We start from the raw sequence: 22,452 nt of genomic DNA on the forward strand, positions 1-22,452 counted from the left end.
CAGTTATTGCAGGGGAATACAACGGCGTGAAAGGTGCGGCTTCTACTTTTAGTCCTATCCATATGTATAATGTGAGTTTGCAAAGAGGAGGAAAAACCACACTTTCTTTCCCAAAACATTACACCACGACTTTGGTAACGGTGGAGGGAAGTATCCGCGTAAACGAACAGGAGGAAGTCGCTGCTGACCACTTTGTTTTGTTCAAAAACGATGGTGAAAATTTCACTGTGGAAGCCACTTCTGATGCCTTGATATTAGTACTTAGTGGAGAACCCATTGCCGAACCCATTGCCGCTTATGGTCCGTTTGTGATGAATACCCGCCAAGAACTCATACAAGCCTTCCAAGATTTTGAACAAGGCAAGTTTGGAGAGTTGAAGTAACGAAAATGTGAAACCTAACAAAATAATAAACACTTAATAAATTGATTTTCTTTTTATTATGTGTTTTTTTGTGCTTAATTCAAATTTTTTTATCCAATAAAACTAAAAAAATAGTTGTAACTAAAAAAATAGTTTGTATATTTGCCGTATAAAAATAATAAGTTAATGTCTCAATCTATAAAAACGCTTACTAAAGCTGAAGAAGAAATTATGCAAGTATTGTGGCAATTGGGTAAAGGTACAGTCAATGATATCATTGCACAACTTAATGACCCCAAACCTGCCTACAACACGGTATCAACAGTGGTTCGGATATTGGAAAATAAAGGGTTTGTAAGTCACGAGCCACAAGGTAGAGGATTTATCTATTTTCCAATAGTATCGAAGGAAATTTACAGTCACAAATCACTTAAAGACTTGGCTGAAAATTATTTTAAAGGTTCTTTTAAATCAATGCTTTCCTTCTTTGTTGAAAAAAAGGACATCGACTTAAAAGATGTAGAAGACCTATTGCAAAAACTTAAAAAGGAAAAGTGATGGAAAACTTTTTAATATATTCAGTTAAAACGATGTTCGTACAGCTTTTGTTTTTATTGCTTTACGAAGCGTTTTTCAAAAACGAACCTTATTTTAGGATAAATCGCTTTTTCCTGCTATCGGGAATTGCACTTTCATTAATATTGCCTTTTTTCCCGATTTCTTTGGCAAACGATAATATTACAGCCGCTATCCGTTTGGAAGAATTTGTCGCCTATGCCAATACAAATTCAGAAAATATGGTTATAGCTTCCAACACGAATGCTATCAATTGGTATGAAATGATTTACGGTATCGGGGCAGTATGCTTCGGATTGCTTTTCATCATAAAAATAATACGGTTGAGCCACCTATTGAACCGTTCACAACGGGTGGTTCTGAACGGAACTCGTATTTTCCTATTAGAGGATTTGACCCAAGCCTTTACATTTATGAATAACATTTATGTAGGCAAAGAACAAGCGGAAGAAACCTGTGTTATTGAACACGAAAAAGTGCATCAAAAGCAGTGGCACTCGCTTGATTTGTTATTTTTGGAACTGATGAAGATTGTTTTTTGGTTTAATCCGTTGTTGTATTTCTATCAGAAGCGATTGGTAGAAGCACACGAATTTGAAGCCGATAGGCAAACCTACCCTAAGTTTCAAAACTATTATTATCAAACACTTATTAACCAAGCTTTGGGAACGAAGATTGATTTACTTACCAGTTATTGGTCTGCCCCCAAACTTATCAAACGAAGACTAAGTATGTTACAACAAAAACAAAAATCGACAAAAGGAATGTCAAAATACTTATTGGCAATCCCTGCATTGGCAGTTTCAGTGCTGATGCTTTCGGCAGGTAATGCTCCGCAAAACAATCTATCGGAAAACCTTCCAAAAATTTCAGTGGCTGAACCTCAACTTACAAACAATCAAGTTGTGAATGACACACTTCCCTTTACGAAAGTAGATAAAACACCTCGCTTTAAGGAGTGTGAGAATGTTTCTGAAAGTGAAAATTTAGATTGCTTCAGAAAAAAAATGGACGCACACATAGCACGTAATTTCAAATATCCAGAGGCTGCTTTAAAAAATAATCTACAAGGTAAGGTAACCGTGGTTTTTGTCATAGGCGCTGAAGGAAAGGTTGTTGTAAAATCGTTAAAAGGAGGCGATAAGCTACTTCAAGAAGAAGCAAAACGTCTCATAGAAATGCTACCTGAACTTATTCCAGCAAAACACAAAGGTAAAAATATTGCAGTAAATTTCGTTTATCCAATAAGTTTTAAATTAGGTAAATAGGATTTTGACAAAGCTCATTTTTTTTGGGCTTTGTCTTTTTTTCATTGGAAACCGTCAATTTTTTCATTACCTTTGTGCGAATTGTTTTTTCAACTAAAATTATGATACAACACATTAACAAAGTAAGTTTGATTGTAGGATTGGTGTTTTCCAATTTTATTTTCGCTCAACAGCAGTCTCTCCTTGGCTATGCCTATGGCGACCAACAAGCTCCCACGGGCAAGGAATGGGAATCAGTGGAAGAACTCTCACTTAACAAAGAACAGCCCAAAGCCTATTTTTTCTCGTTTGCTGATAAACAGTCGGCACGAAAAGTATTGCCCGAAAATTCCAAATATTGGCAATCGCTCAACGGAAATTGGAAATTTCATTGGGTAAAAACACCCGATAAGCGTCCGAAGGATTTCTTCAAACCGAGCTATGACATAACTGCGTGGGAGGAAATTCCTGTGCCTTCCAATTGGAATATCTACGGCATTCAAAAAGATGGAACACTAAAATATGGTGTACCGATTTACGTGAATCAGCCTGTGATTTTCTACCACGAACGTAAAGTGGACGATTGGCGAAAAGGCGTAATGCGAACTCCACCAACAAATTGGACAACTTATGAATACCGCAACGAAGTAGGCTCGTACCGACGCGAATTTACTATTCCGCAGGATTGGAAAAATCGTGAAGTTTTTATCAATTTCGATGGTGTGGATTCCTTTTTCTATCTGTGGATAAACGGAAAATACGTTGGTTTTTCCAAAAATTCACGCAATTTGGCTTCGTTCAACATTACCAAATATCTGCAAAAAGGCAAAAACACAGTTGCGGTGGAAGTGTACCGAAATTCCGATGGTTCGTTCCTTGAAGCTCAGGATATGTTCCGCTTGGCGGGAATTTTCCGTACGGTGGCTTTAACTTCCGTTCCAAAAGTACAAATCCGTGATTTGCAAGTAATTCCTGATTTAGATAAAAACTACCTAAACGGAGAATTGAACATTTCGGCAGAAATCCGCAATTTGGACAAAAAACAAGCCAAAGGCTACAAAATAGAATATTCATTATACGAAAACAAGCTCTATTCTGATGAAAATAAAGAAGTTGGAAAACCTATTTTTTCTGCTTCATTTGATATTTCTTCTCAAAAATCATCGGTCATTAAAACGAAATTTCCGTTAGAAAATCCGAAAAAATGGTCGAGTGAATTTCCGAATCGTTACGTTTTGGTGGCTCAGCTCAAAGATGCCAAAGGAAAAGTCGTAGAAACCATTTCGACTTATACAGGTTTTCGAAAAGTAGAAATTAAAGACACGAAAGCCGAAGATGACGAGTTTGGCAAAGCAGGACGATATTTCTACGTAAACGGAAAAACGGTGAAATTCAAAGGAGTAAATCGTCACGAAACTAATCCGTCTGTGGGTCACGCCATTACACGCCAACAAATGGAAGACGAAGTAAAATTGATGATGAAAGCGAACATCAATCACGTGCGAAATTCACATTACCCTGACGACCCATATTGGTACTACTTGTGCGACAAATATGGTATTTATTTGGAAGATGAAGCCAACATCGAATCGCATCAGTATTACTACGGAAAAGAATCGCTTTCACACCCCAAAGAATGGGAAAAAGCACACGTTGCTCGGGTGTTGGAAATGGCTCACGCAACGGTAAATAGCCCTTCGATTGTTATTTGGTCGCTTGGAAATGAAGCAGGACCAGGCGAAAACTTCGTTACGGCTTACAACGCTCTGAAAAAATTTGATGCTTCGCGACCTGTTCAGTATGAGCGAAATAACGATATCGTGGATATGGGTTCAAATCAATATCCGTCAATTGCTTGGATGAAAGGAGCTTCGGAAGGAACACACAATATCAAATATCCGTTCCACATTTCGGAATACGCTCATTCTATGGGAAATGCCGTTGGAAATTTGGTAGATTATTGGGAAGCTATTGAGTCGAGCAATTTCATTTGCGGTGGTGCAATTTGGGATTGGATTGACCAAGCGATGTACAATTACACCAAAGACGGCAAACGCTATTTTGCTTACGGAGGTGATTTTGGCGACTATCCAAATGACGGTCAGTTTGTTATGAACGGAATTGTTTTCGCAGATATGACGCCCAAACCGCAATATTACGAAGTGAAAAAAGTGTATCAATATGTTGGATTGAAAAATATAGGCAATGAAGTTGAAATCTTTAACAAAAACTATTTCAAGGATTTATCGGATTATGATGTAGAGTGGTCTTTGTTTGAAGACGGAAAATCAATTGAAAAAGGGAATTTAGCCATTGGCAACATTCCAGCACGAAGCAGAAAATCTGTAAAAGTACCTTATAATCAATCGCTTTTAAAACCCACTTCGGAATATTTATTAAAAATTCAATTCAAATTGAAAGAAGATAAACCTTGGGCAGAAAAAGGATACGTCCAAGCAGAAGAACAATTTTTGCTGAAATCACCAACACAACGACCTTCTATTTTGCAAATTGCCAAAGGCGGGAAAATTGAACTTTCTGATGAAGGAAATCTGAAAGTATTAAAAAACAGCAATTTTACGGCAAAATTTGACACTAAAACAGGAAGTATTTTTAGTCTTCAATACGGAAATGAAAGTATTATCACTGACGGCAACGGACCACAAATCAATGCACTACGGGCTTTCGTGAATAACGATAATTGGTTTTATGAAAAGTGGTTTGAAAAAGGGTTACATAATTTGAAACACAATGCCACTTCCAACAAAGTAGTTGAAAACAAAAATGGCTCATTTTCAGTATATTTCACAGTGGTTTCACAAGCTCCGAATGCAGCGAAAATTCACGGAGGGACAAGTTCAGGAAAAAATAAAATTGAGGAATTAACCGATAGAAAATTTGGAGAAAAAGACTTCAAATTTATTACAAATCAGATATATACGATTTATCCTGACGGAAGTATAGAACTGCAATCGGCTATTACATCTAACGATTTGTGGCTGACATTACCACGCTTAGGATACGTGATGACTATTCCGCAGAAGTACGAAAATTTAACTTATTACGGACGTGGAAAGCACGACAACTATAACGACCGAAAAACGGGAGCTTTTATTGAGCAATTTTCAGGAAAAGTCAAGGACGAATTCGTACATTTCCCAAAACCACAAGATATGGGCAATCACGAAGAAGTACGTTGGATTTCGCTTACTGACAATCAAGGAAATGGAGCGATTTTCATTCCGAATGAGCCAATGTCAGCTTCTGCATTGCAATATACTGCGAAAGATATGATTTTAGCAGGGCATCCACACGAATTGCCTAAGGCTAAGGACACATATCTGAATTTAGATATTGCTGTAACAGGCTTAGGCGGAAATAGTTGCGGACAAGGAGCACCTCTTTCAAAAGATCGTGTTTTATCCAGAGGTTCGCATATCACAGGTTTTATAATTCGTCCAGTTCTTAGTGGAAATATCGAAGCAATGGTAAACATAAAGGCTTCAGGGGAAATTCCTATTTCCATTTCACACGATTATTTTGGAAATGTGAGTATTAATTCAGCAGACGAGTTTGCTAAAATCGTTTATACCATTGACGGAAAAGGAAAACCTTCAAAATATAATCTACCCATTCCATTGCGAAAAGGGGGAAAAGTAACCGCTTGGTTTGAAGGAAAACCAGACTCAAAAGTAGAAATGATTTTCAATCGTATAGAAAATATTCCTATCCGAGTAATTTCTGCAAGTAGTGAGGAATCAGGCGAAGGTGATGCTCAGAACTTAGTTGATGGTAATCCGAATACGATATGGCACACGATGTACTCAGTTACAGTAGCAAAATATCCGCATTGGGTGGACTTTGATATGAGCGAAATACGCACCATTAAAGGATTTACGTATTTGCCTTACGATAGTTGGAGCAGCAAAGTGAAAGAATACAGCTTTTCGGTAAGCACAGATGGTAAAAATTGGACTGAAATTCAGAAGGGAACATTTGATTCCAGTGCGGAACTCAAACGAGTACTTTTAGAAAAACCTGTCAAAGCCCGTTATATCCGATTTACGGCACTAACACAGCTCTACAATCAAGATTTTGCTTCAGGAGCAGAGTTTTCAGTCTTAGAAGAGTAAAAATCTTCAAGAATACTAACCAAAAACCTCAGAAAATTTCTGAGGTTTTTTTGATTTTTATATCATTTTTTTTCATTTGAAGAGGAATAAAAACAACTATAAGCAAAGGGATAGAGACGCTTTCGGATTTTATTGTCCAGAAACTTGTCGAGAGTGGTAAAAAAAATATGGTCTTCATATAATATTGATTTTTACTCTTGAGACAAATGAAAGAAGAAAAAGTTACAAAAAAAGTACACTTTCTTAACAACAAATTATCAAAATGCTTGAAAGAGTTGATTTTACATATCAAAAAAATTAAACTCGTCTCTTGGGTAATGTTGATTTTGTTTTCGCTTACCCCTTGTGCTACGAAAGATACTTTTTTTGATAGTGCTAAAAGTTCATTTTTTAAGTCACCCCACAATGATTTTTTTAAATGCTTCATTTGAGAGTTTATTTTGCCAACTAAAAAGCTGATTATACAAACCTTACACAGCTTACAGAAATAAAAAGATTATGCGTTTTGCTTAAAAACTTTATTAAAAACTAAGATTTTAGCAAAGTTTTTTTTAGTTTTGCAACTAATTTGGGTAACACTATCATTTTGAAACAATGGAACCAATTTCTATCATTATAATAATCATATGCTTGATTTTATCTGCCTTTTTTTCAGGTTTCGAGATTGCATACGTATCCTCTAATAAAGTGCATATCGAAATCCAAAAAAAGCAAGGAGGATTATTGGCCGATGTGTTGACCAAAATAACGCGTAAACCTTCGAAGTTGATTACAACTATGTTGGTGGGCAATAACATTACATTAGTACTATACGGATTCGAGATGGGGCGCGTGATGACAGCTACGTTACCTCCTTTTTTTCAAAATGTGTTGTGGCATACCGTAATCTCTACGCTGATCATCCTTATCACGGCAGAGTTCATGCCGAAAGTTTTTTTTCAAATTTACGCCAATCAATTATTAAAAATATTGGCTATTCCAGCTTATTTTTTCTATTGGTTGTTCTCTCCAATATCGAATTTTGTTATTTGGATCTCAGATTTTATACTGAAAACGTTCTTTAAAACTAAGGGTGATTATGTCCCGTTATCGTTCACAAAATTGGAACTTGTGGATTATATTTCCGAACAGATGGAAAATGTTCCAGAGAAACAGGAAGTTGATGCCGAAGTACAGATTTTTCAGAATGCATTAGAATTCTCGGGGGTAAAGGCACGTGAAATTATGGTTCCTCGTACTGAGATTGTGGCAGTCGAAATCAATGAAAAACCAGAGGTTCTCATTGATACATTCGTGTCTTCAGGGTTTTCTAAGATATTGGTTTACAACGAAAATATTGATGATATTGTGGGATATGTACATACGTTTGATATGTTCAAAAAACCTAAAGATATTAAAAGTATTTTGATTCCAATTCCGTACATTCCTGAAACTATGCTCATTAACGAAATCCTCAATATGCTCACACGAAAACGGAAAAGTATGGTCGTGGTTTTAGATGAATATGGGGGTACTTCAGGGATGCTCACTCTGGAGGATATAGTCGAGGAACTTTTTGGGGAGATTGAAGATGAACACGATAAAGATGACTTTGTGGAGGAAAGAATATCGGACAATGAGTTTGTGTTCTCTGCACGTCTGGAGGTGGAGTATATCAACGAAACTTATAAACTTAATCTGCCTGAAAGTGAGGAATATGAAACTCTTGGCGGGTTGATAGTTTCCTCTAACGAAGGCATTCCCTCACAAGGCGAAATTGTGGAACTTGCTCCATTTGATTTTGTTATTGAAGAATGCTCAGCAAACAAAATTGAGCGTGTGCGTGTTTTAATTCAAGAGCGATAGGAAAAAAAATCTCGAGAAAGGGCTTTTCTATTATCTGTAATTGTAAATTCATAGCTAAAATGAAATATATCGTAAGTTTATTAATCACATCAGTTATCATATTTCTTTTGGGAAATATATTGCCAGGAGCGCATATAACTGATTATTTTTCAGCTGTTTTAGTAGCTTTTGTCTTGTCAATTCTGAATGTTTTAGTAAAACCAGTGTTGGCAATTATTTCCATTCCTATAACCATTCTTACTTTAGGTCTATTTATGTTCGTAATTAATGCGGTCATTATCCTATTAGCAGCTCAATTGGTTGAAGGATTCAAAGTAAACGGATTTTTAGGAGCTTTGTTATTCAGTTTATGTCTTTCATTAGTGCAATCCGTAGCTCAAAATTTGTTAGACAAGCAAGAGCAAAGGAGATAAGCCAAATGTAGAACTTAGGAGAGTGTAACAACAAATTCCGAATCCTTAAAAATTTAAGAATAAAAAAACAATCAAATGAAAAAGCACGTCAAAAAATTAGCCATACACGTTGTTTTAGCCTGTATTTTGTTAGTCCTTTTAGGATTTATATCCCTATCAATACTGAAAGTATGGACAAACCATGGTGAGTATGTAGTTGTACCTGACCTATCTAAGAAAACACTGACCGAAGTTGATTTTATGCTTAAAGAAATTGATCTACGTTACGAGGTACTTGACTCGGCTACCTATGATCCTAAATTTCCAAAATATTCGGTAATCAGCCAAAATCCCGAAGCTACGGAGCATGTGAAAGAGGGGCGTAAAATCTACCTGACGATTAATCCATCTGGCTACCGTAAAGTAACCATACCAAAAGTAATTCAAATTACGAGACGAAGTGCTGAAGCCATACTAAAATCGGTTGGGTTAGAAATTGGAAAAGTCACCTATGTCGATGACATCGGTAAGGACATGGTGTTAGAACTTTCGCATAACGGACAAAAAGTAGAGCCTGGGGATCAACTCATTAAAACTTCAAAGATAGATTTGACATGTGGCAATGGATTTACAGGACAACCTATTGACTCTACAGCGGTTGAAGAGATTGTTATACCTTTGGAAGAATTGGAATAATGATTACATTTGAGGAAGAAGATATTGAAAAAGGCGATGAGCTTTACGAACATTACAGTTTCAAGGCTGGTAAAGGGCAGGAACCTTTACGAGTGGATAAGTTCTTGATGAATTTTGTAGAAAATGCTACCCGAAACAAGGTACAACAGGCTGCAAAACAAGGAAATATATTCGTTAATGGAATCGCTGTCAAATCGAATTATCGGGTTAAAGCTAACGACGAGGTTAAAGTCATGTTTGCACACCCTCCACATGAGGAGCTACTTACCCCAGAAAATATCCCAATCGACATTCTGTTTGAAGACGATCAGCTATTAGTCGTTAACAAACCCGCGGGAATGGTCGTGCATCCAGGGCATGGAAATTATAGTGGAACACTCATCAATGCTCTCGTATATCATTTTGATAATCTGCCAAATAACAGCAGCAATAGACCAGGGCTGGTGCATCGTATTGACAAAGACACCAGCGGACTTTTAGTCATCGCTAAAACAGAAACAGCGATGGTACATCTGGCTCAACAATTTTTCCACAAAACAACTGAACGTGAGTATGTTGCTTTGGTATGGGGTGACGTTAAAGACGATGAAGGAACGATAGAAGGACACATCGGACGACACCTAAAAGACCGATTGCAAATGGCTGTTTTCCCAGATGGAAGTCACGGTAAAGAGGCTATCACACATTACAAAGTTTTGGAACGCTTTGGATATGTAACACTGATTTCTTGCAGGTTAGAAACTGGACGTACACACCAAATTCGCGTACACCTCAAGCATTTAGGTCACACTCTTTTCAATGACGAACGCTATGGAGGTGATAAAATTTTGAAAGGTACTACTTTTGCTAAATACAAACAATTTGTTGAGAATTGCTTCCAAGTGTTGCCCCGTCAGGCATTACACGCAAAGACCTTAGGCTTTGAGCATCCCGTGACAGGCGATATGTTACGTTTTGATTCGGAACTGCCTCAAGATATGGTTGATTGTATCGAAAAGTGGAGAACATATCGTCAGTTTGTGGGAGAATGATTATCAGACGCTAATCTCTGCCTTCTTCGGGATAAAGCAAATCATCCATCACAGTCAATTCTACTGTTTTGTCTTCGTTGATGTAATATTTTATAAGTAATTCTCCCCAAAGTCTGCCATCAGAAAAATCACAAATTGCCCATTTGTGGTTTAAGATTTTGATTTTATTAGTTTGGAAACTCTCATTTTTAGGTGCAAAACGAATCAAAGGGTGTTTTCCTTTCACAGTATTGGTTTTCAAAATTTGATTCATCACTAACTCCTCAGGATTATCAATTCCTTGTTCAATAAAATAATCCTTTGCAGTGTTATTATATTGTAAATCAAAATATTGCAAATCACTATTTTTAATCACTAATGAACGGATTGAGTCCAACAATGATTGTCGGTCACCATCGGCTGTAGCAACCTGTTCAGAGTCCACTTTGGGAACCTCAGCAAATTCGATTTCGTTTCTTTCCGCACGGAATAGGAAGAAAATATTTATCCCCAATGAGATAAGTAGTAAAATTACAAGTAAGGTTTGCTTATTCATAAGATATTGAATTTTGTGTGTTTATTGGTATTATTTTTACTTTATGATTTCGAACGTACGATTGTATGATATGTCTGTTTTTTAACGAATTAGACAAAGGCGTGATCAAATTTTCCAAGATTTCTACCTGTGATAGTTGATAATTCAAATTAAAAAATCCGTAACCTTTGACGATTCCGTTCACGACCAAAATCACACTCTTCTCATCAAATGTACGTCCTTTGTCAATGATAGCAATGGTTTGATTTACAAAGCCATACTTTTTTATTACCTGCTCGGCACGTTGGTTGTAAATTTCCACAGCTTCTTCATCAATACACGCTCCATTACATTTTTTGATAGTGTAGTTATGACAATTTTTTTTAGCCTCCGACAGCCGCTGCAGTTTGGGGCATAATCCAAATTCTTCTGTAATCTGATACAGAAAATTTTGAGCCTGGTGAATTGTTTCAAAAGTAGTTATGAACGATGTTTTTTGTGTTTGAAACATCTCGGTTGAAAAACAAAGATATCCACTGCGATTAAAGTGCGAAGTCAAAACATAGTTAATTTTTGTTGTATTTGACTTATTATTTTTGTTGTATTTGGGGTTGTTATGCTCCAACTCGTGTAGCTCCTTCAATCGTGTAATGAGTTCATTTCCTGTTTCTTCGTATGTAATTTTATATGTTTGTTTTTGCAATAAAACATCTCGCTTCAAGGGTGAGGAAAAATGTTGAGTCACTCGTTTTTTGATATTCTTATTCTTTCCGATGTAGATGATTTCTCCCGCTTCATTGTACATATAGTACACTCCCAAACGTTCGGGTAACTCATCCAGCATACGAATATGGCGGACATTTATTGTAGGGGCATTGCTTTTCAAATACGTAGTGATAATCTCTTTTTTGCTGTCTTTTTCTAAGAGATATTTAAAGAGTTTGACTGTGGCAAGTGCATCACCACAAGCTCTATGTCGCTCACTAACTGGAATTCCCAAAGAACGTGCTAACTTACCTAAACTATAAGATTCTTTACCCGGAATTAATCGTTGTGCTAATTCAACTGTACAGAGTGTGGTACGAGAAAAATCGTACCCCAAGCGTCGGTATTCCGTCTGCAAAATGCGATAATCAAAACTTGCATTATGGGCAACAATCACACAATCCTGCGTGATTTCGATAATTCGTTTAGCCACTTCATAAAATTTTGGCGCATTTCGCAACATTTTGTTGTTAATACCTGTGAGCTTCACTACAAAATCTTGTATTTCGCGTTCAGGATTAATAAGGGTTATGAATTGATCAACAACTTCGTGTCCATCAAAACGATAGATGGCAATTTCAGTGATGCCTTCTTCATTAAATTTCCCGCCCGTGGTCTCAATGTCAAGAATTGCGTACAAGAGAATGTTTTATTTATGTTAGAATAGATAAATTAAGTTTATATCTGAGTGCAAATATATGAATTTTTCCAAAAAATATGGCATACAACTAATCTTAACCGATTTCAGATGAGTAAAAATAATGCCTGAAAATAACATTAATTTTATCTACATTTGTTCTAAATAAAAATAATTTGTTATATTTGCCTCCTATTTATGAATTTCATTTGTTTAAAATCAGTTCATTGAGAAGATACACATAGAAAAAACATCTATCTTAGGTATTATTTTCTCAGTTTAACTCGAGAGGATTGGCTGGCTACATGTTATCTAAATCTGTATATCTCTGAAAGATGCTGTAGTGATAGATTCCTCAGAAAAGCAAACGTTTTTTATATAAGTAACTTATTAACTTTAATACATATTATGATGAAGAAAACAATCAGTTTTATCGTTTTATTCTGCTTGGCAATCACTGCTAAAGCACATACCGTTTGGTTGGAAACCAACACTTCAGGAAAACTCAACAAACAACACGAAGTAAAAATCTTTTTTGGAGAATTAGAGAGTCCAACATTCAGTGAAAAATGGTTCTCTGATATCAGAGATATTGATGTGAAAGTTACTTATCCGTCAGGCAAAGTTGAAAGTTTACAAAAAACGAAACGTGAAAGTCATTATGTTGCGTTTTTTACTCCTACTGAAAAAGGGACATATACTGTGAGTGTGGCTCATTTGGTGAAAGATGTATTTCGCGAGATGAAAATCACTTATCAATCGGTAGCTTTTGTAAATGTAAATTCTAAGGAAAAAAAGGATTTACAATTTGGAAATCTGCCTGTACAGCTATCGGCTGAAAATACGGATTTTAAAGTTGGACAAAAAAATAAAATCAAAATCTTGAAAGAAGGAAATGTGGCAGAAAAAGAGCGTGTGAACATTTCGTATGAAAATGGTTGGGGACAATCATTTCGTTCCAATAACAAAGGTGAAATTTCATTCACATTACCTTGGAAAGGAAAGTACATTGTAGAATATTCATACTCTAAAAAGGAGACAGGAACGCATAACGGAGCTGATTACAAATCGGATTATCAAACAATTACGTATGTAATCTACGCTAAGTAGTATCCATCATGATTTTAGAAACACCATGATTAGAAGGCTGTTGGAAACTTTTTCTAACAGCCTTTCTTGGTTGCTTCAAAAGTAAAAATCGCACATAAAAAATCTTATCTAAAATAATTCTAATTTTATTTTGTGCATATCAAATATATTTTTTAGCTTTGCCGAAAATTTTAGTTTAACAAATAAAAAATAGATTTATGAAAGTATTTTCTACGCTTATTTTATTTCTTTTTTCCTTAATAATATATGCCCAAGAAGGTGTTTTAAAAGGAGTCGTTTCCTCCAACAAAGCTCGGTTAGAATCCGTAACGGTGGTATTGGAAAGTGCAAATCAGAAAAAATGGACGACTTCTGACAAAAATGGTGCTTTTAAACTCTCAGTTCCTAATGGCGATTACACACTCAAAATCAACTCATTAGGATTTGTGCCTTTTTCTGAAAAAATTCATATTGCCTCAAACAAAGTTGTTGAAAAAAACATCCAATTACAGGAAGATGTTTTAGGGATTGAAGAGGTAGTTGTTTCAGCAACAAGAACTCATCTAAATCGTAAAGAAGCTCCTGTTTTAGTGAGTGTTACCAGCCAAAAGGATTTAGTAAAAGTACGTGCTACCACGCTGATGGAAGGTTTGGTATTTCAGCCTGGATTGCGAACTGAGGTTAATTGTCAAAATTGTGGATTTTCACAGGTAAGAATCAACGGAATGGAAGGGGCTTATTCACAAATTTTGATTGACAGTCGCCCGATTTTTGGTTCGTTGAACGGAGTTTATGGTTTGGAGCAAATTCCAACAAGTATGATTGAACGCATTGAAGTAATTCGTGGAGGAGGGTCAGCTTTGTTCGGTGCAAGTGCAGTTGCAGGAACAATCAATATTATTACTAAAAATCCAACTGAAAATTCGATGCAAGCAGGAATTACCTCTTCATTGATTGCAGGAAAGTCAGAAGATTTAGTAGCATCATTCAATGCCTCCTTAGTGAGCGATGATTTGCAAAGAGGAATTTCTTTCTATGGGGTAAATCGTTGGAGACAACCTTACGATGCTAATGACGATGGTTTTTCGGAATTAACACGCTTGAGAAATCTGAACGTAGGAGCCAAATTTTTTAATAATATTTCTGAAAGAAAAAAATTAGTTGGAGAGTTAAACATCGGGAATGAAGATCGTCGTGGAGGAAATAAATTCGACATGCCTGAACATATGGCGGACATCGCTGAATCCATCAGAACTAACAACATCGGAGGAAATGCTACTTATGACTATTATTCACCAACGTACAACAACAAATGGTCGGCATTCATTAGTGGACAACGCACAAGAGCAAACAATTACTACGGAGCATACGACGTTGAAAATGATGCCTATGATTTGGAAGGGCTTAACTACGGAATTACCCGTGAAAACATTTGGGTGTTAGGTGGACAACATACCGCTCAATTCTATGTAAATGAAAATAGTTTACAATGGACTTCAGGTGCAGAGTATAAATATGATGAAATCGCAGAAAATCGTCGTAATCCTGAAATCTTAGGGGTAAATCAAGATCAGCATATTTTAGGCGTGTATTCACAAGTGGATTGGAAAATCACACCGAAATTTAAGGTTTTAGCAGGATTGCGTTTGGATAATATCAATTCTAATTTATTAGCAAAATCAGTATCAGCTTTGAATCCAAGAGCAAGTTTACTTTATAACATCACCAAAGAGGTAATCGCACGAGGAACATACTCACGAGGGTTCAGAGCTCCATTGTTTTACTCAGAAGATGTTCACTCTGAACTTATTACAGGAGAAGTACGCCGTGTGGAACTTGCTTCGGATCTGAAAAAAGAAACTTCTGATAGCTTCTCGGCTTCGTTGGAATATAACCATTCGCATGATGGACACCAAATTGTAGCGATGCTTGAAGCTTTCTACACCAATTTGAACGACCCTTTCCATTATGTTTCGGTAGGAAAACACGACGAATTAGACATCAAACAAAAACAAAATGGCGATGGAGCTACTGTAAAAGGAATCAATGTTGAGTTCAAATATGCTCCTAACTCCAAATTTGCTTTCCAATTGGGAAGTACTTTCCAAAGTTCAAGATTTAGCAAGTCTCAAGTTGTTGCTGAAGAAGAAGATGGAACCGTTATAGCGGAAACCGATAAAATATTGCGTTCGCCATCCATCTATGGAAACTTAACCGCTTCGTACAGACCTACAGAAAAATGGACTCTGAATTTAACAAGCGTTTACACAGGAGCTATGGAACTATTCCACGAAGGTGAAAACGCATTAAAAACTTCTAAAGGAATGTTCGATTTTGGTCTTAACACCGTTTACAATCTTTCTTTCAATGACTTTTTTGATATGGAGCTAAGTGCAGGAGTAAAAAACATCTTTAATGAATATCAAAAAGATTTCGACAAAGGCGTGGAACGTGACCCAACGTACATTTATGGCCCAGCATTGCCAAGAACTATTTTTGCGGGTGTAAAAATCAAAATGTAGTAAAAATAACATACGAAAATTAGGCTGTCTTAAAAATTTAGGGCAGCCTCTTTTTTTATTACGAAAATCAGTCATAAACCGTGTAGTAACCTATATACTAACCCTTTACAGTGAAGTAAGGATATATGTTAAAATTTTTCGGTTTCTTGTTTTTTCTATTTTTTATTTTTAGCTTCGCAACGTAATCAAAATATTTTTGTTATGAAAAAATTAAAATTATATATTTTTTTAGTTTTAATTGGCTTTGTTGCCTGTAAGAAAGATTCTTCTCTCGAAGAGAAAAAGAAAAGATGTTCCCCCCCTCCTGCTGACTTGAGACTAATCATCCAAGAAAATGAAAACCTTCCTTACAGCTTTTATGACCTTGCCCATCGTAATTTTGAGAAGGATATTTCGATTTTTCTTCAAAAAGACAGTCTTCTTATCAAAGATATTGCAGAGGTAGCTCTTTATAAAGGTAATATAGTGGTATTTGCTTGGGAAAAAAATGTAGTGGAATATATATACACAGGGAAAGAAGTGCGTTTTTTAATCAGACAAGCTGAAAAGACAGACACTTTGAGAATTAAAGGTTATATTGAAAATCATTGTGGTTTTGTGGGAAAACTGAAAGAAATTTACTTTAATGACGTAGAGTTAGCTTTCAGAGAGAAAGGGAATTATATCGTAGCTTTCCCAAAAAATGATGCAATTTAGGATTTTATTATCATGACAGGAACTTTTTCTTGAGCTACTTTAGTTATAGTTCTATTAGTGAGTGCATTTCTTTTGCGTTTATTTCCTAAAAAATATATCTTTGCACGAACAAAAGGTATCCTCCATGAAAAAAATCTTATTCGCTGTCGTTATTTTATTTTTTATTTCCTGCGGTGATAAAAAAGAACGAGAAATCGCTCAGATTCCTATGGAGTTTGAAACCATCCGCTTCGATTCTTTGTTCTTTTTATCACCCGCTGGGAAATTATCCGAATTAAAAAAAGAATACCCTTATTTGTTTTCTGCCTATACAGAGGACGAAAAATGGGAAGAATACCAAAAAGACACTCTTAATCAAGAGATTGTAAGAGAAATCAACAAGGTTTTTGGTGATTTCTCCAATGAAAAAACAGCAATAAAACACCTGTTCCAACACGTAAAATACTATTTCCCGAAGTTTGTAGCTCCTAAGGTAATTACAGTGACATCGGAGGTGGACTATCACTCCAGAGTCATTTATGCCGATTCTCTTTTATTTATTCAGTTGGATAACTATTTAGGCGAAGAACACTATTTTTACGAGAATATTCAGAAATACATACGTTCGGAGCTCAAAAAAGAACATATTGTTACAGATATAGCCGAAACTTTCGCTGAAAAATTAGTCCCTCGGAATCAACACCTTTCTTTTTTAGATCATATGATTTACGAAGGTAAGAAGCTCTACTTACTATCACAATTACTCCCAAAGAAATCGGATGGTGATTTGTTGAAGTACGATTCGGAAAAAACACAATGGGCTACAGAAAATGAAAGTCAAATATGGCGTTACTTCATTGAAAACGAATTGCTTTACCAAACTAACAAACAGCTACTCAACCGATTCATTTATCCAGCTCCATTCTCCAAATTCTATTTAGAGCTTGACAATGAATCCCCGGGTCAAATCGGACGATACATCGGGTTGCAAATCGTAAAAAGTTATGCTCAAAAAAATAACGGTAAATCGCTCATTGAGCTATTAGCAATGGATGCAGATGAAATTTTTAAACAATCATTTTATAAACCTAAAAAATAATGGCAAACACATCAAAAATTGAATTAACCGTAGCGTTGGACGAAAATAAAATTCCTGAAAAACTTTTTTGGAATGCTCAAGATGGAGGAATTTACAATGAGGAGGCAAAAGCCATCTTCTTGTCGGTTTGGGATTCTAAAAATAAAGAAGCACTACGCATTGATTTATGGACGAAAGAAATGCCTGTTGATGAAATGAAACTTTTCTTTTATCAAACGCTTTCATCGATGGCCGAAACGTTTTACCGTGCTACGGAAGATGAAAAAATGCGTGATACGATGCGCGATTTTTGTGAGTATTTTGCCGAAAAAATGGAACTCAAATAAGTACTTTAATAAAACTTCTAAACTATTTTTATTTCAAATAGGTAGTTCGTACGCTGACTATAAACAAGCCTCAATATTTGGTGAAAATATCAAAATAAAGAGTTTATATTAAAAGTATTAATTGCTATAAACGCAAAAGTCTCGACCTGACAAACTATTTTTTAGCCTTTCCTGAGGAAAATTTGAAATTTTCAAGAGGAATTTTTTCTAAAGCTATTTAAAAAGTATTCATCGGACTCTTTATTGGATAAAACCCATTGGCCCATTTAGGTTTTAGGAAAGCAAAATTTAACCTTTGGAAAAACTGAATGTTTTTACGAATGGGGCTAATTGCATTCCCACACGAAATCTTCTACTTTTGATTCCATTTCAGGACGATATTCATAGTGCCACCATTCGGAGGAAATAGACTTGAAGTTGTGTTTATTAAGAGTGATTTTTAGTAAGTTACGATTTTGTAAAACTTCTTTCGGGAGCTTAGTATAGGTGTGATGCGCTTCTTTTCCAAAGAAGTCAAAAGGTGTACCCATATCCAGTTCATTGCCCTCACTGTCAACCAATGTCAGATCCACTGCTGCTCCTCGATTGTGTTTTGAACCCTTTGCTGGATTAGCAACATAGTTCGTTCCAGGAAGTATGTTCCACATTTTTTTTTGAACAGAAAGAGGTCGGTAACAATCGAAGATTTTAATACGATAGCCCAAAGTTTTAAACTCTTCATTAGCATTGTGTAACGCCTGAGCTGTTGCTCTACGTAGAAAACACTCAGGGCAATCGTATACGGCTTGTCCTAAAAAATTATCCTCAGTAGCATATTTTATATCTAAAACAAAATCTCCAGAGAGGCTTTTGATGTTTATAAAATCATCGTAAATAGCTTGTTTTTCTATTTCTAAAGAGTCTTTTTCAACGGTGACACCCTCTGGAGTGGTTTTTACTTCGACAATATCAAATCTATTGTCTTCAATACCCTCTGTTTTTGCAACCTCCTCAGGAGCAGAAAGCACTTTCTGTTCGAAGACGATTGTTTTTTTTTCGGGATGTTGATTGTTTTTACATGAAACAAGTCCGAATCCTATAAAAAACAATTGCAAAAGAACCGTGATTTTTTGTTTTGAATGCTTCATATTGATTATATGCCTTAAAATTGGTGAATTATAAAACCGTAATTTACTCCAAAAAATATCTCGTAAAATTTCCAGATGTCTCTTGAGCTTGGATTCCCAATTGAGATAGATTGTCAACCATTAAATCTCGAAACCAATAATGCATTTGCCAGTCAAACAACTGGTCATTTGCGTGATGTGAATTTTTGACTGAGATGGGTTTACCCACCACTTCCGACAATTTATACAGAAAATCATGTACTGAGATATTGTCAGCAGAAAACTGATTATCATCCACTAAAAATTTAGAATTTTTTGTTCCCCAATCAATCTGGTCAGTCTTCCAATAGTTGGCGGTAGATTCGGGCAAACGCACTTCTAAAATTTGTCCCGACCGCTCTTCCTTTCGAAGTTTATACCCCAATTCTTTGACGATAGACTCGGCTATCTGCCTTTCTTGCCTTGCTTTGTTTACTGTTTTCTTTATCAATAGCTCATATTGGGCATTTTCACCTTTCATCGTCACTTGGCGACTACTAACTTTAAGCAAATATCCTATGATTTGAGTGATAGAGCCTTTGATTATTGTAATATCTCCATTACGTTCCACTACGGGCGACGACCCCCACGGGTTATTTGCTCGTTGGATCTTGTAATCTCCGTTAAAATCAAGCGTTATTTCTACTTCATTCTGATAAGAAGCGTACTTTAGGAAATCATAAATCGGAGTAGTTTTCTTGTTTTTTGCCAATTGTTCACGGATTATTTTGGGAGTGAAATCAGCGGGATTTCCCTTCCATAAGATTTTTCCTTCAGCATTGAACAACACCCCGTAAGGCAACGCACGAACATTGTGTTTTTTAAAATTCTGACCATCATAATCAATACTTACCGCCAATTTTGTCGGATGCTTTATCAAAAACGGACGTACAACATCTGAATTTTCCTGAGTAACAGAAACAATGTAAAGCTCTTCGCGAAATTGTTCTTGTACAGTATTCAAATAGGTAGACACATGAATGCATGGCACACACCATGTTGCCCAAAAATCAACAAAAAAAAGTTGTTTGTCCTTCGAAGTAGCTAATTCAGAATACTCAACTCGTTCCGAGAAAGTCATCTGAGCAGAGCCTAACAAATATATAAAAAACGCACAAGTGAAAAACAATCGTTTCATAAAAAATATTTTAATTCAAATAGCTTATCAAAAAGCTTACCAAAACAAACGATTTCCTAAACTACTTGTAAATCACTAATTTTTGCCCTACTCTGATGTTATTTCCCTTAATTTTATTCCAATTTTTAAGGTTTGAAACTGTAACACCGTGTCGGGATGCAATTTTCCCTAACACATCTCCTTTTTTGACTATATAGGTCGTTTTTTTACCTCCACGTACATAATCCCCTTTCAACAATGCGGGAAGCGGTTTTTCACGTTTGGAAATTTCCTCACTGATGTAGGAATAGATCATATCCTCATTTGCTACGAATTTACCTATTTCTTCAATTGGCAAACGCAACGCATAATTTCGACCTTCCACATACGGCACCACATCTAATTGATAAGAAGGGTTGAAAAATTGAATCTCTTGGATGTCCATTCCTGTCAATTCAGCGATATTTTTGAACGGAACAGCCTGTTTCACTCGCACAGTATCTGTCACAAAATGATGGTTTGCCCGTTTTTGTGGTCTGAATCCGTGTTCTTTGGCATACTCGAAAATATATAGTGTCGCCAAAAATGCGGGTACATAACCAGCGGTTTCCTGTGGCAGATAAGGACGTAAATTCCAATAATTTTTCTTGCCTCCTGAGCGTCGCATTGCTTTGGTTACGTTGCCTGGCCCCGAATTGTATGCCGCCAACACCAAATCCCAATCACCAAAAATCTTGTAGAGTTCGCTCAAGAAACGAGCTGCCGCTTTGGTGGAACGTACTGGGTCACTACGCTCATCCACATAGTTGCTCACTTCCAAACCATATGCTTTTCCCGTTGTAAACATGAATTGCCACAAACCAGTCGCTCCCATTCGGGAACGTGCTTTAGGATTTAACGCCGACTCTACAATTGCCAAGTATTTCATTTCCAAAGGGATTTTGTGGTTACTCATTTCCTGTTCAAACATAGGAAAGTAGTAGTCACTCAAACTCATTAATCGCTCCAACGAACTGCGTCTATTTTTTAGGAATGATTTAATAACTCGTTCCAAAATAGGATTGTATTCCACGTTAAAAGGCGTTTTCTGATTAAGTTTTTCTAAGCGTTGTTTCAATACTTCGGTAGAAAGTTCCTCGAACATCACATCTTCAATAGGTTCATTGTGAATAACCTCGCTCATCTGAAAAAAGAGATCGGAATTAGATAGCTCTTTCAACCATTTTTTGTCATAACTTTCAGCCTTCGGATGATCTTTAAGAGTTGTTGTTTCTTCACGTATGTAGATGGGGGTTTCTTGCGAATTGTCAAAAATCTCATCAGATTTTTGTTCTATTTTGTTGATAGTGTCATTCGGCACGTTTTGAGGTGTTTGAGCCACCAGATTTCCTACTAACAGACCAAATAAAACACTTAAGCTATATCTCTTCATAAATTTATATTTTTAATACGCATACTATTTCAAGTTACAAAAATCTATATTTACATGAAAAGAAACAAATTTCTGATGTTAAAAGAAGTATAAAAACAAAAAACGTAGCATTCCTAAACAGCCGTATGTTGAGAAGATTCATGTATATCAAAATCCATTATGAGTAAGAAGTACATAAAACTTAAAAACGTCAATTTTTCGTTTTTAATCAGAATTTACATTCATTATCCGTAATTACTAATCTGTGAAGAGTTAAACAAAAAATCACGATAGATGTGTAGAAAAACTATGTAGCGTTATGTGATTTACTTTTAAATCTTTGATTTTTAAAAGAAAAGGTGTTTCATATCACAAAAAAAAGCCTTCCTAAACTAGGAAAGCCTCCATTGGTTTATTACCATAAACCTGTGTAAAAAGTTTTTACACAAAACAACACAACTAAATTTTAATTGCGGTCTGGACGGGACTCGAACCCGCGACCCCCTGCGTGACAGGCAGGTATTCTAACCAACTGAACTACCAAACCTTAATGTGAATGCGTTGCAAATGTATGTATATTTTTTTTATCATGCAAGTTTTCTATAAAAAAAACAAGTAAACATACCATTTATTTTGTTTAGATACAAAGTTAAATTACTGATAATCAAGGAAATTAAATAGCTATTACTGTAAAGGTATTTCGATAAAAAAACTAGCAGCAATTGTTATTAGTCATGTCATTTCGATGTGGTACTGAATTGAGAAACACAACGTTTAGTGCATCCTATTTTGAATGTATTAACCATTCAAATGACATGATATTGTAAGTGTCAATACTCCCCCTAAATATGGGTATTATATTGCAAAACG

At 35.9% G+C, this 22,452-nt stretch carries 18 protein-coding genes and 1 tRNA gene; 13 read left to right on the forward strand and 6 right to left on the reverse strand.

Going from position 1 to position 22,452, the window contains the following annotated elements:
* From CCAND38_RS04055 to CCAND38_RS04095, 8 genes are all read left to right on the forward strand, one after another.
* A partial coding sequence (locus CCAND38_RS04055; protein ID WP_042343992.1) for a pirin family protein occupies positions 1-383 on the forward strand: 383 nt, incomplete at its 5' end.
* 165 nt (positions 384-548) lie between these two features.
* Positions 549-920, forward strand: a complete 372-nt coding sequence (locus tag CCAND38_RS04060) for a BlaI/MecI/CopY family transcriptional regulator (RefSeq protein ID WP_018278204.1) — start codon at positions 549-551, stop codon at positions 918-920.
* Positions 920-2,206, forward strand: a complete 1,287-nt coding sequence (locus tag CCAND38_RS04065; RefSeq protein ID WP_042343993.1) for a M56 family metallopeptidase — start codon at positions 920-922, stop codon at positions 2,204-2,206. Before CCAND38_RS04060 ends, CCAND38_RS04065 begins: the two co-directional genes overlap by 1 nt.
* 101 nt (positions 2,207-2,307) lie before the next feature.
* The gene (locus CCAND38_RS04070; protein ID WP_156129761.1) at positions 2,308-6,318 is read left to right on the forward strand and encodes a glycoside hydrolase family 2 TIM barrel-domain containing protein; all 4,011 of its coding nucleotides are present in this window, start codon (positions 2,308-2,310) and stop codon (positions 6,316-6,318) included.
* A gap of 594 nt (positions 6,319-6,912) precedes the next feature.
* Positions 6,913-8,163, forward strand: a complete 1,251-nt coding sequence (locus CCAND38_RS04080) for a hemolysin family protein (RefSeq protein ID WP_042005409.1) — start codon at positions 6,913-6,915, stop codon at positions 8,161-8,163.
* Positions 8,164-8,222: 59 nt separating this feature from the next.
* A complete protein-coding gene (locus CCAND38_RS04085) occupies positions 8,223-8,576 on the forward strand; it encodes a phage holin family protein (RefSeq protein ID WP_042343995.1) in 354 nt (117 codons plus the stop codon).
* 75 nt (positions 8,577-8,651) lie between these two features.
* Positions 8,652-9,251, forward strand: coding sequence for a PASTA domain-containing protein (locus CCAND38_RS04090; RefSeq protein WP_042005407.1), 600 nt, complete (start codon positions 8,652-8,654; stop codon positions 9,249-9,251).
* A complete protein-coding gene (locus tag CCAND38_RS04095) occupies positions 9,251-10,282 on the forward strand; it encodes an RluA family pseudouridine synthase (protein WP_042343996.1) in 1,032 nt (343 codons plus the stop codon). Before CCAND38_RS04090 ends, CCAND38_RS04095 begins: the two co-directional genes overlap by 1 nt.
* Before the next feature lie 10 nt (positions 10,283-10,292).
* Here CCAND38_RS04095 and CCAND38_RS04100 read toward each other — a convergent pair whose 3' ends face one another.
* Positions 10,293-10,817 (reverse strand): hypothetical protein, encoded by a 525-nt coding sequence (locus CCAND38_RS04100; protein WP_052458113.1) that lies wholly within the window; start codon positions 10,815-10,817, stop codon positions 10,293-10,295.
* Complete coding sequence (locus CCAND38_RS04105) at positions 10,810-12,201, reverse strand: exonuclease domain-containing protein (RefSeq protein ID WP_042343997.1); 1,392 nt, start codon at positions 12,199-12,201, stop codon at positions 10,810-10,812. Before CCAND38_RS04105 ends, CCAND38_RS04100 begins: the two co-directional genes overlap by 8 nt.
* Positions 12,202-12,609: 408 nt before the next feature.
* Between CCAND38_RS04105 and CCAND38_RS04110 the strand changes: the two genes are divergently transcribed.
* The 5 genes from CCAND38_RS04110 to gldC all read left to right on the forward strand — a co-directional run bounded on the left by CCAND38_RS04110 (position 12,610) and on the right by gldC (position 17,909).
* Positions 12,610-13,308 carry a DUF4198 domain-containing protein gene (locus tag CCAND38_RS04110; RefSeq protein ID WP_042005419.1) on the forward strand — a complete coding sequence of 233 codons (699 nt, stop codon included), beginning with the start codon at positions 12,610-12,612 and terminating at the stop codon, positions 13,306-13,308.
* 197 nt (positions 13,309-13,505) lie between these two features.
* Positions 13,506-15,809, forward strand: a complete 2,304-nt coding sequence (locus CCAND38_RS04115; RefSeq protein WP_042343998.1) for a TonB-dependent receptor — start codon at positions 13,506-13,508, stop codon at positions 15,807-15,809.
* A 201-nt stretch (positions 15,810-16,010) separates the two neighbouring features.
* Positions 16,011-16,505: a hypothetical protein gene (locus CCAND38_RS04120; protein WP_042343999.1), complete on the forward strand. Its 495-nt coding sequence runs from the start codon at positions 16,011-16,013 to the stop codon at positions 16,503-16,505.
* A 124-nt stretch (positions 16,506-16,629) separates the two neighbouring features.
* On the forward strand, positions 16,630-17,583 hold the full coding sequence (gldB, locus tag CCAND38_RS04125; protein WP_042344000.1) for a gliding motility lipoprotein GldB: 954 nt from the start codon (positions 16,630-16,632) through the stop codon (positions 17,581-17,583).
* Positions 17,583-17,909 (forward strand): gliding motility protein GldC, encoded by a 327-nt coding sequence (gene gldC, locus CCAND38_RS04130; protein WP_042344001.1) that lies wholly within the window; start codon positions 17,583-17,585, stop codon positions 17,907-17,909. The genes gldB and gldC overlap by 1 nt, the downstream gene beginning before the upstream one ends.
* Before the next feature lie 326 nt (positions 17,910-18,235).
* Here the strand turns inward: gldC and ddpX are convergent, their stop codons facing one another.
* The 4 genes from ddpX to CCAND38_RS04150 all read right to left on the reverse strand — a co-directional run bounded on the left by ddpX (position 18,236) and on the right by CCAND38_RS04150 (position 22,129).
* Complete coding sequence (gene ddpX / locus CCAND38_RS04135; RefSeq protein ID WP_042344044.1) at positions 18,236-18,799, reverse strand: D-alanyl-D-alanine dipeptidase; 564 nt, start codon at positions 18,797-18,799, stop codon at positions 18,236-18,238.
* 280 nt (positions 18,800-19,079) lie between these two features.
* Positions 19,080-20,192 (reverse strand): TlpA family protein disulfide reductase, encoded by a 1,113-nt coding sequence (locus CCAND38_RS04140; protein WP_042344002.1) that lies wholly within the window; start codon positions 20,190-20,192, stop codon positions 19,080-19,082.
* Between the two features lie 61 nt (positions 20,193-20,253).
* Positions 20,254-21,603 carry a lytic transglycosylase domain-containing protein gene (locus CCAND38_RS04145; RefSeq protein WP_042005396.1) on the reverse strand — a complete coding sequence of 450 codons (1,350 nt, stop codon included), beginning with the start codon at positions 21,601-21,603 and terminating at the stop codon, positions 20,254-20,256.
* Between the two features lie 452 nt (positions 21,604-22,055).
* Positions 22,056-22,129 (reverse strand) — tRNA-Asp (locus CCAND38_RS04150).
* Positions 22,130-22,452: the final 323 nt, after the last annotated feature.

This window comes from Capnocytophaga canis, from assembly GCF_000827555.1.
Lineage (GTDB): Bacteria > Bacteroidota > Bacteroidia > Flavobacteriales > Flavobacteriaceae > Capnocytophaga > Capnocytophaga canis.

Coding starts and splice junctions, on each gene's coding strand:
- CCAND38_RS04060 (WP_018278204.1), top strand. CDS start 549: ATGTCTCAATCTATAAAAACGCTTACTAAAGCTGAAGAAGAAATTATG.
- CCAND38_RS04065 (WP_042343993.1), top strand. CDS start 920: ATGGAAAACTTTTTAATATATTCAGTTAAAACGATGTTCGTACAGCTT.
- CCAND38_RS04070 (WP_156129761.1), top strand. CDS start 2,308: ATGATACAACACATTAACAAAGTAAGTTTGATTGTAGGATTGGTGTTT.
- CCAND38_RS04080 (WP_042005409.1), top strand. CDS start 6,913: ATGGAACCAATTTCTATCATTATAATAATCATATGCTTGATTTTATCT.
- CCAND38_RS04085 (WP_042343995.1), top strand. CDS start 8,223: ATGAAATATATCGTAAGTTTATTAATCACATCAGTTATCATATTTCTT.
- CCAND38_RS04090 (WP_042005407.1), top strand. CDS start 8,652: ATGAAAAAGCACGTCAAAAAATTAGCCATACACGTTGTTTTAGCCTGT.
- CCAND38_RS04095 (WP_042343996.1), top strand. CDS start 9,251: ATGATTACATTTGAGGAAGAAGATATTGAAAAAGGCGATGAGCTTTAC.
- CCAND38_RS04100 (WP_052458113.1), bottom strand. CDS start 10,817: ATGAATAAGCAAACCTTACTTGTAATTTTACTACTTATCTCATTGGGG.
- CCAND38_RS04110 (WP_042005419.1), top strand. CDS start 12,610: ATGAAGAAAACAATCAGTTTTATCGTTTTATTCTGCTTGGCAATCACT.
- CCAND38_RS04115 (WP_042343998.1), top strand. CDS start 13,506: ATGAAAGTATTTTCTACGCTTATTTTATTTCTTTTTTCCTTAATAATA.
- CCAND38_RS04120 (WP_042343999.1), top strand. CDS start 16,011: ATGAAAAAATTAAAATTATATATTTTTTTAGTTTTAATTGGCTTTGTT.
- gldB (WP_042344000.1), top strand. CDS start 16,630: ATGAAAAAAATCTTATTCGCTGTCGTTATTTTATTTTTTATTTCCTGC.
- gldC (WP_042344001.1), top strand. CDS start 17,583: ATGGCAAACACATCAAAAATTGAATTAACCGTAGCGTTGGACGAAAAT.
- CCAND38_RS04140 (WP_042344002.1), bottom strand. CDS start 20,192: ATGAAACGATTGTTTTTCACTTGTGCGTTTTTTATATATTTGTTAGGC.
- CCAND38_RS04145 (WP_042005396.1), bottom strand. CDS start 21,603: ATGAAGAGATATAGCTTAAGTGTTTTATTTGGTCTGTTAGTAGGAAAT.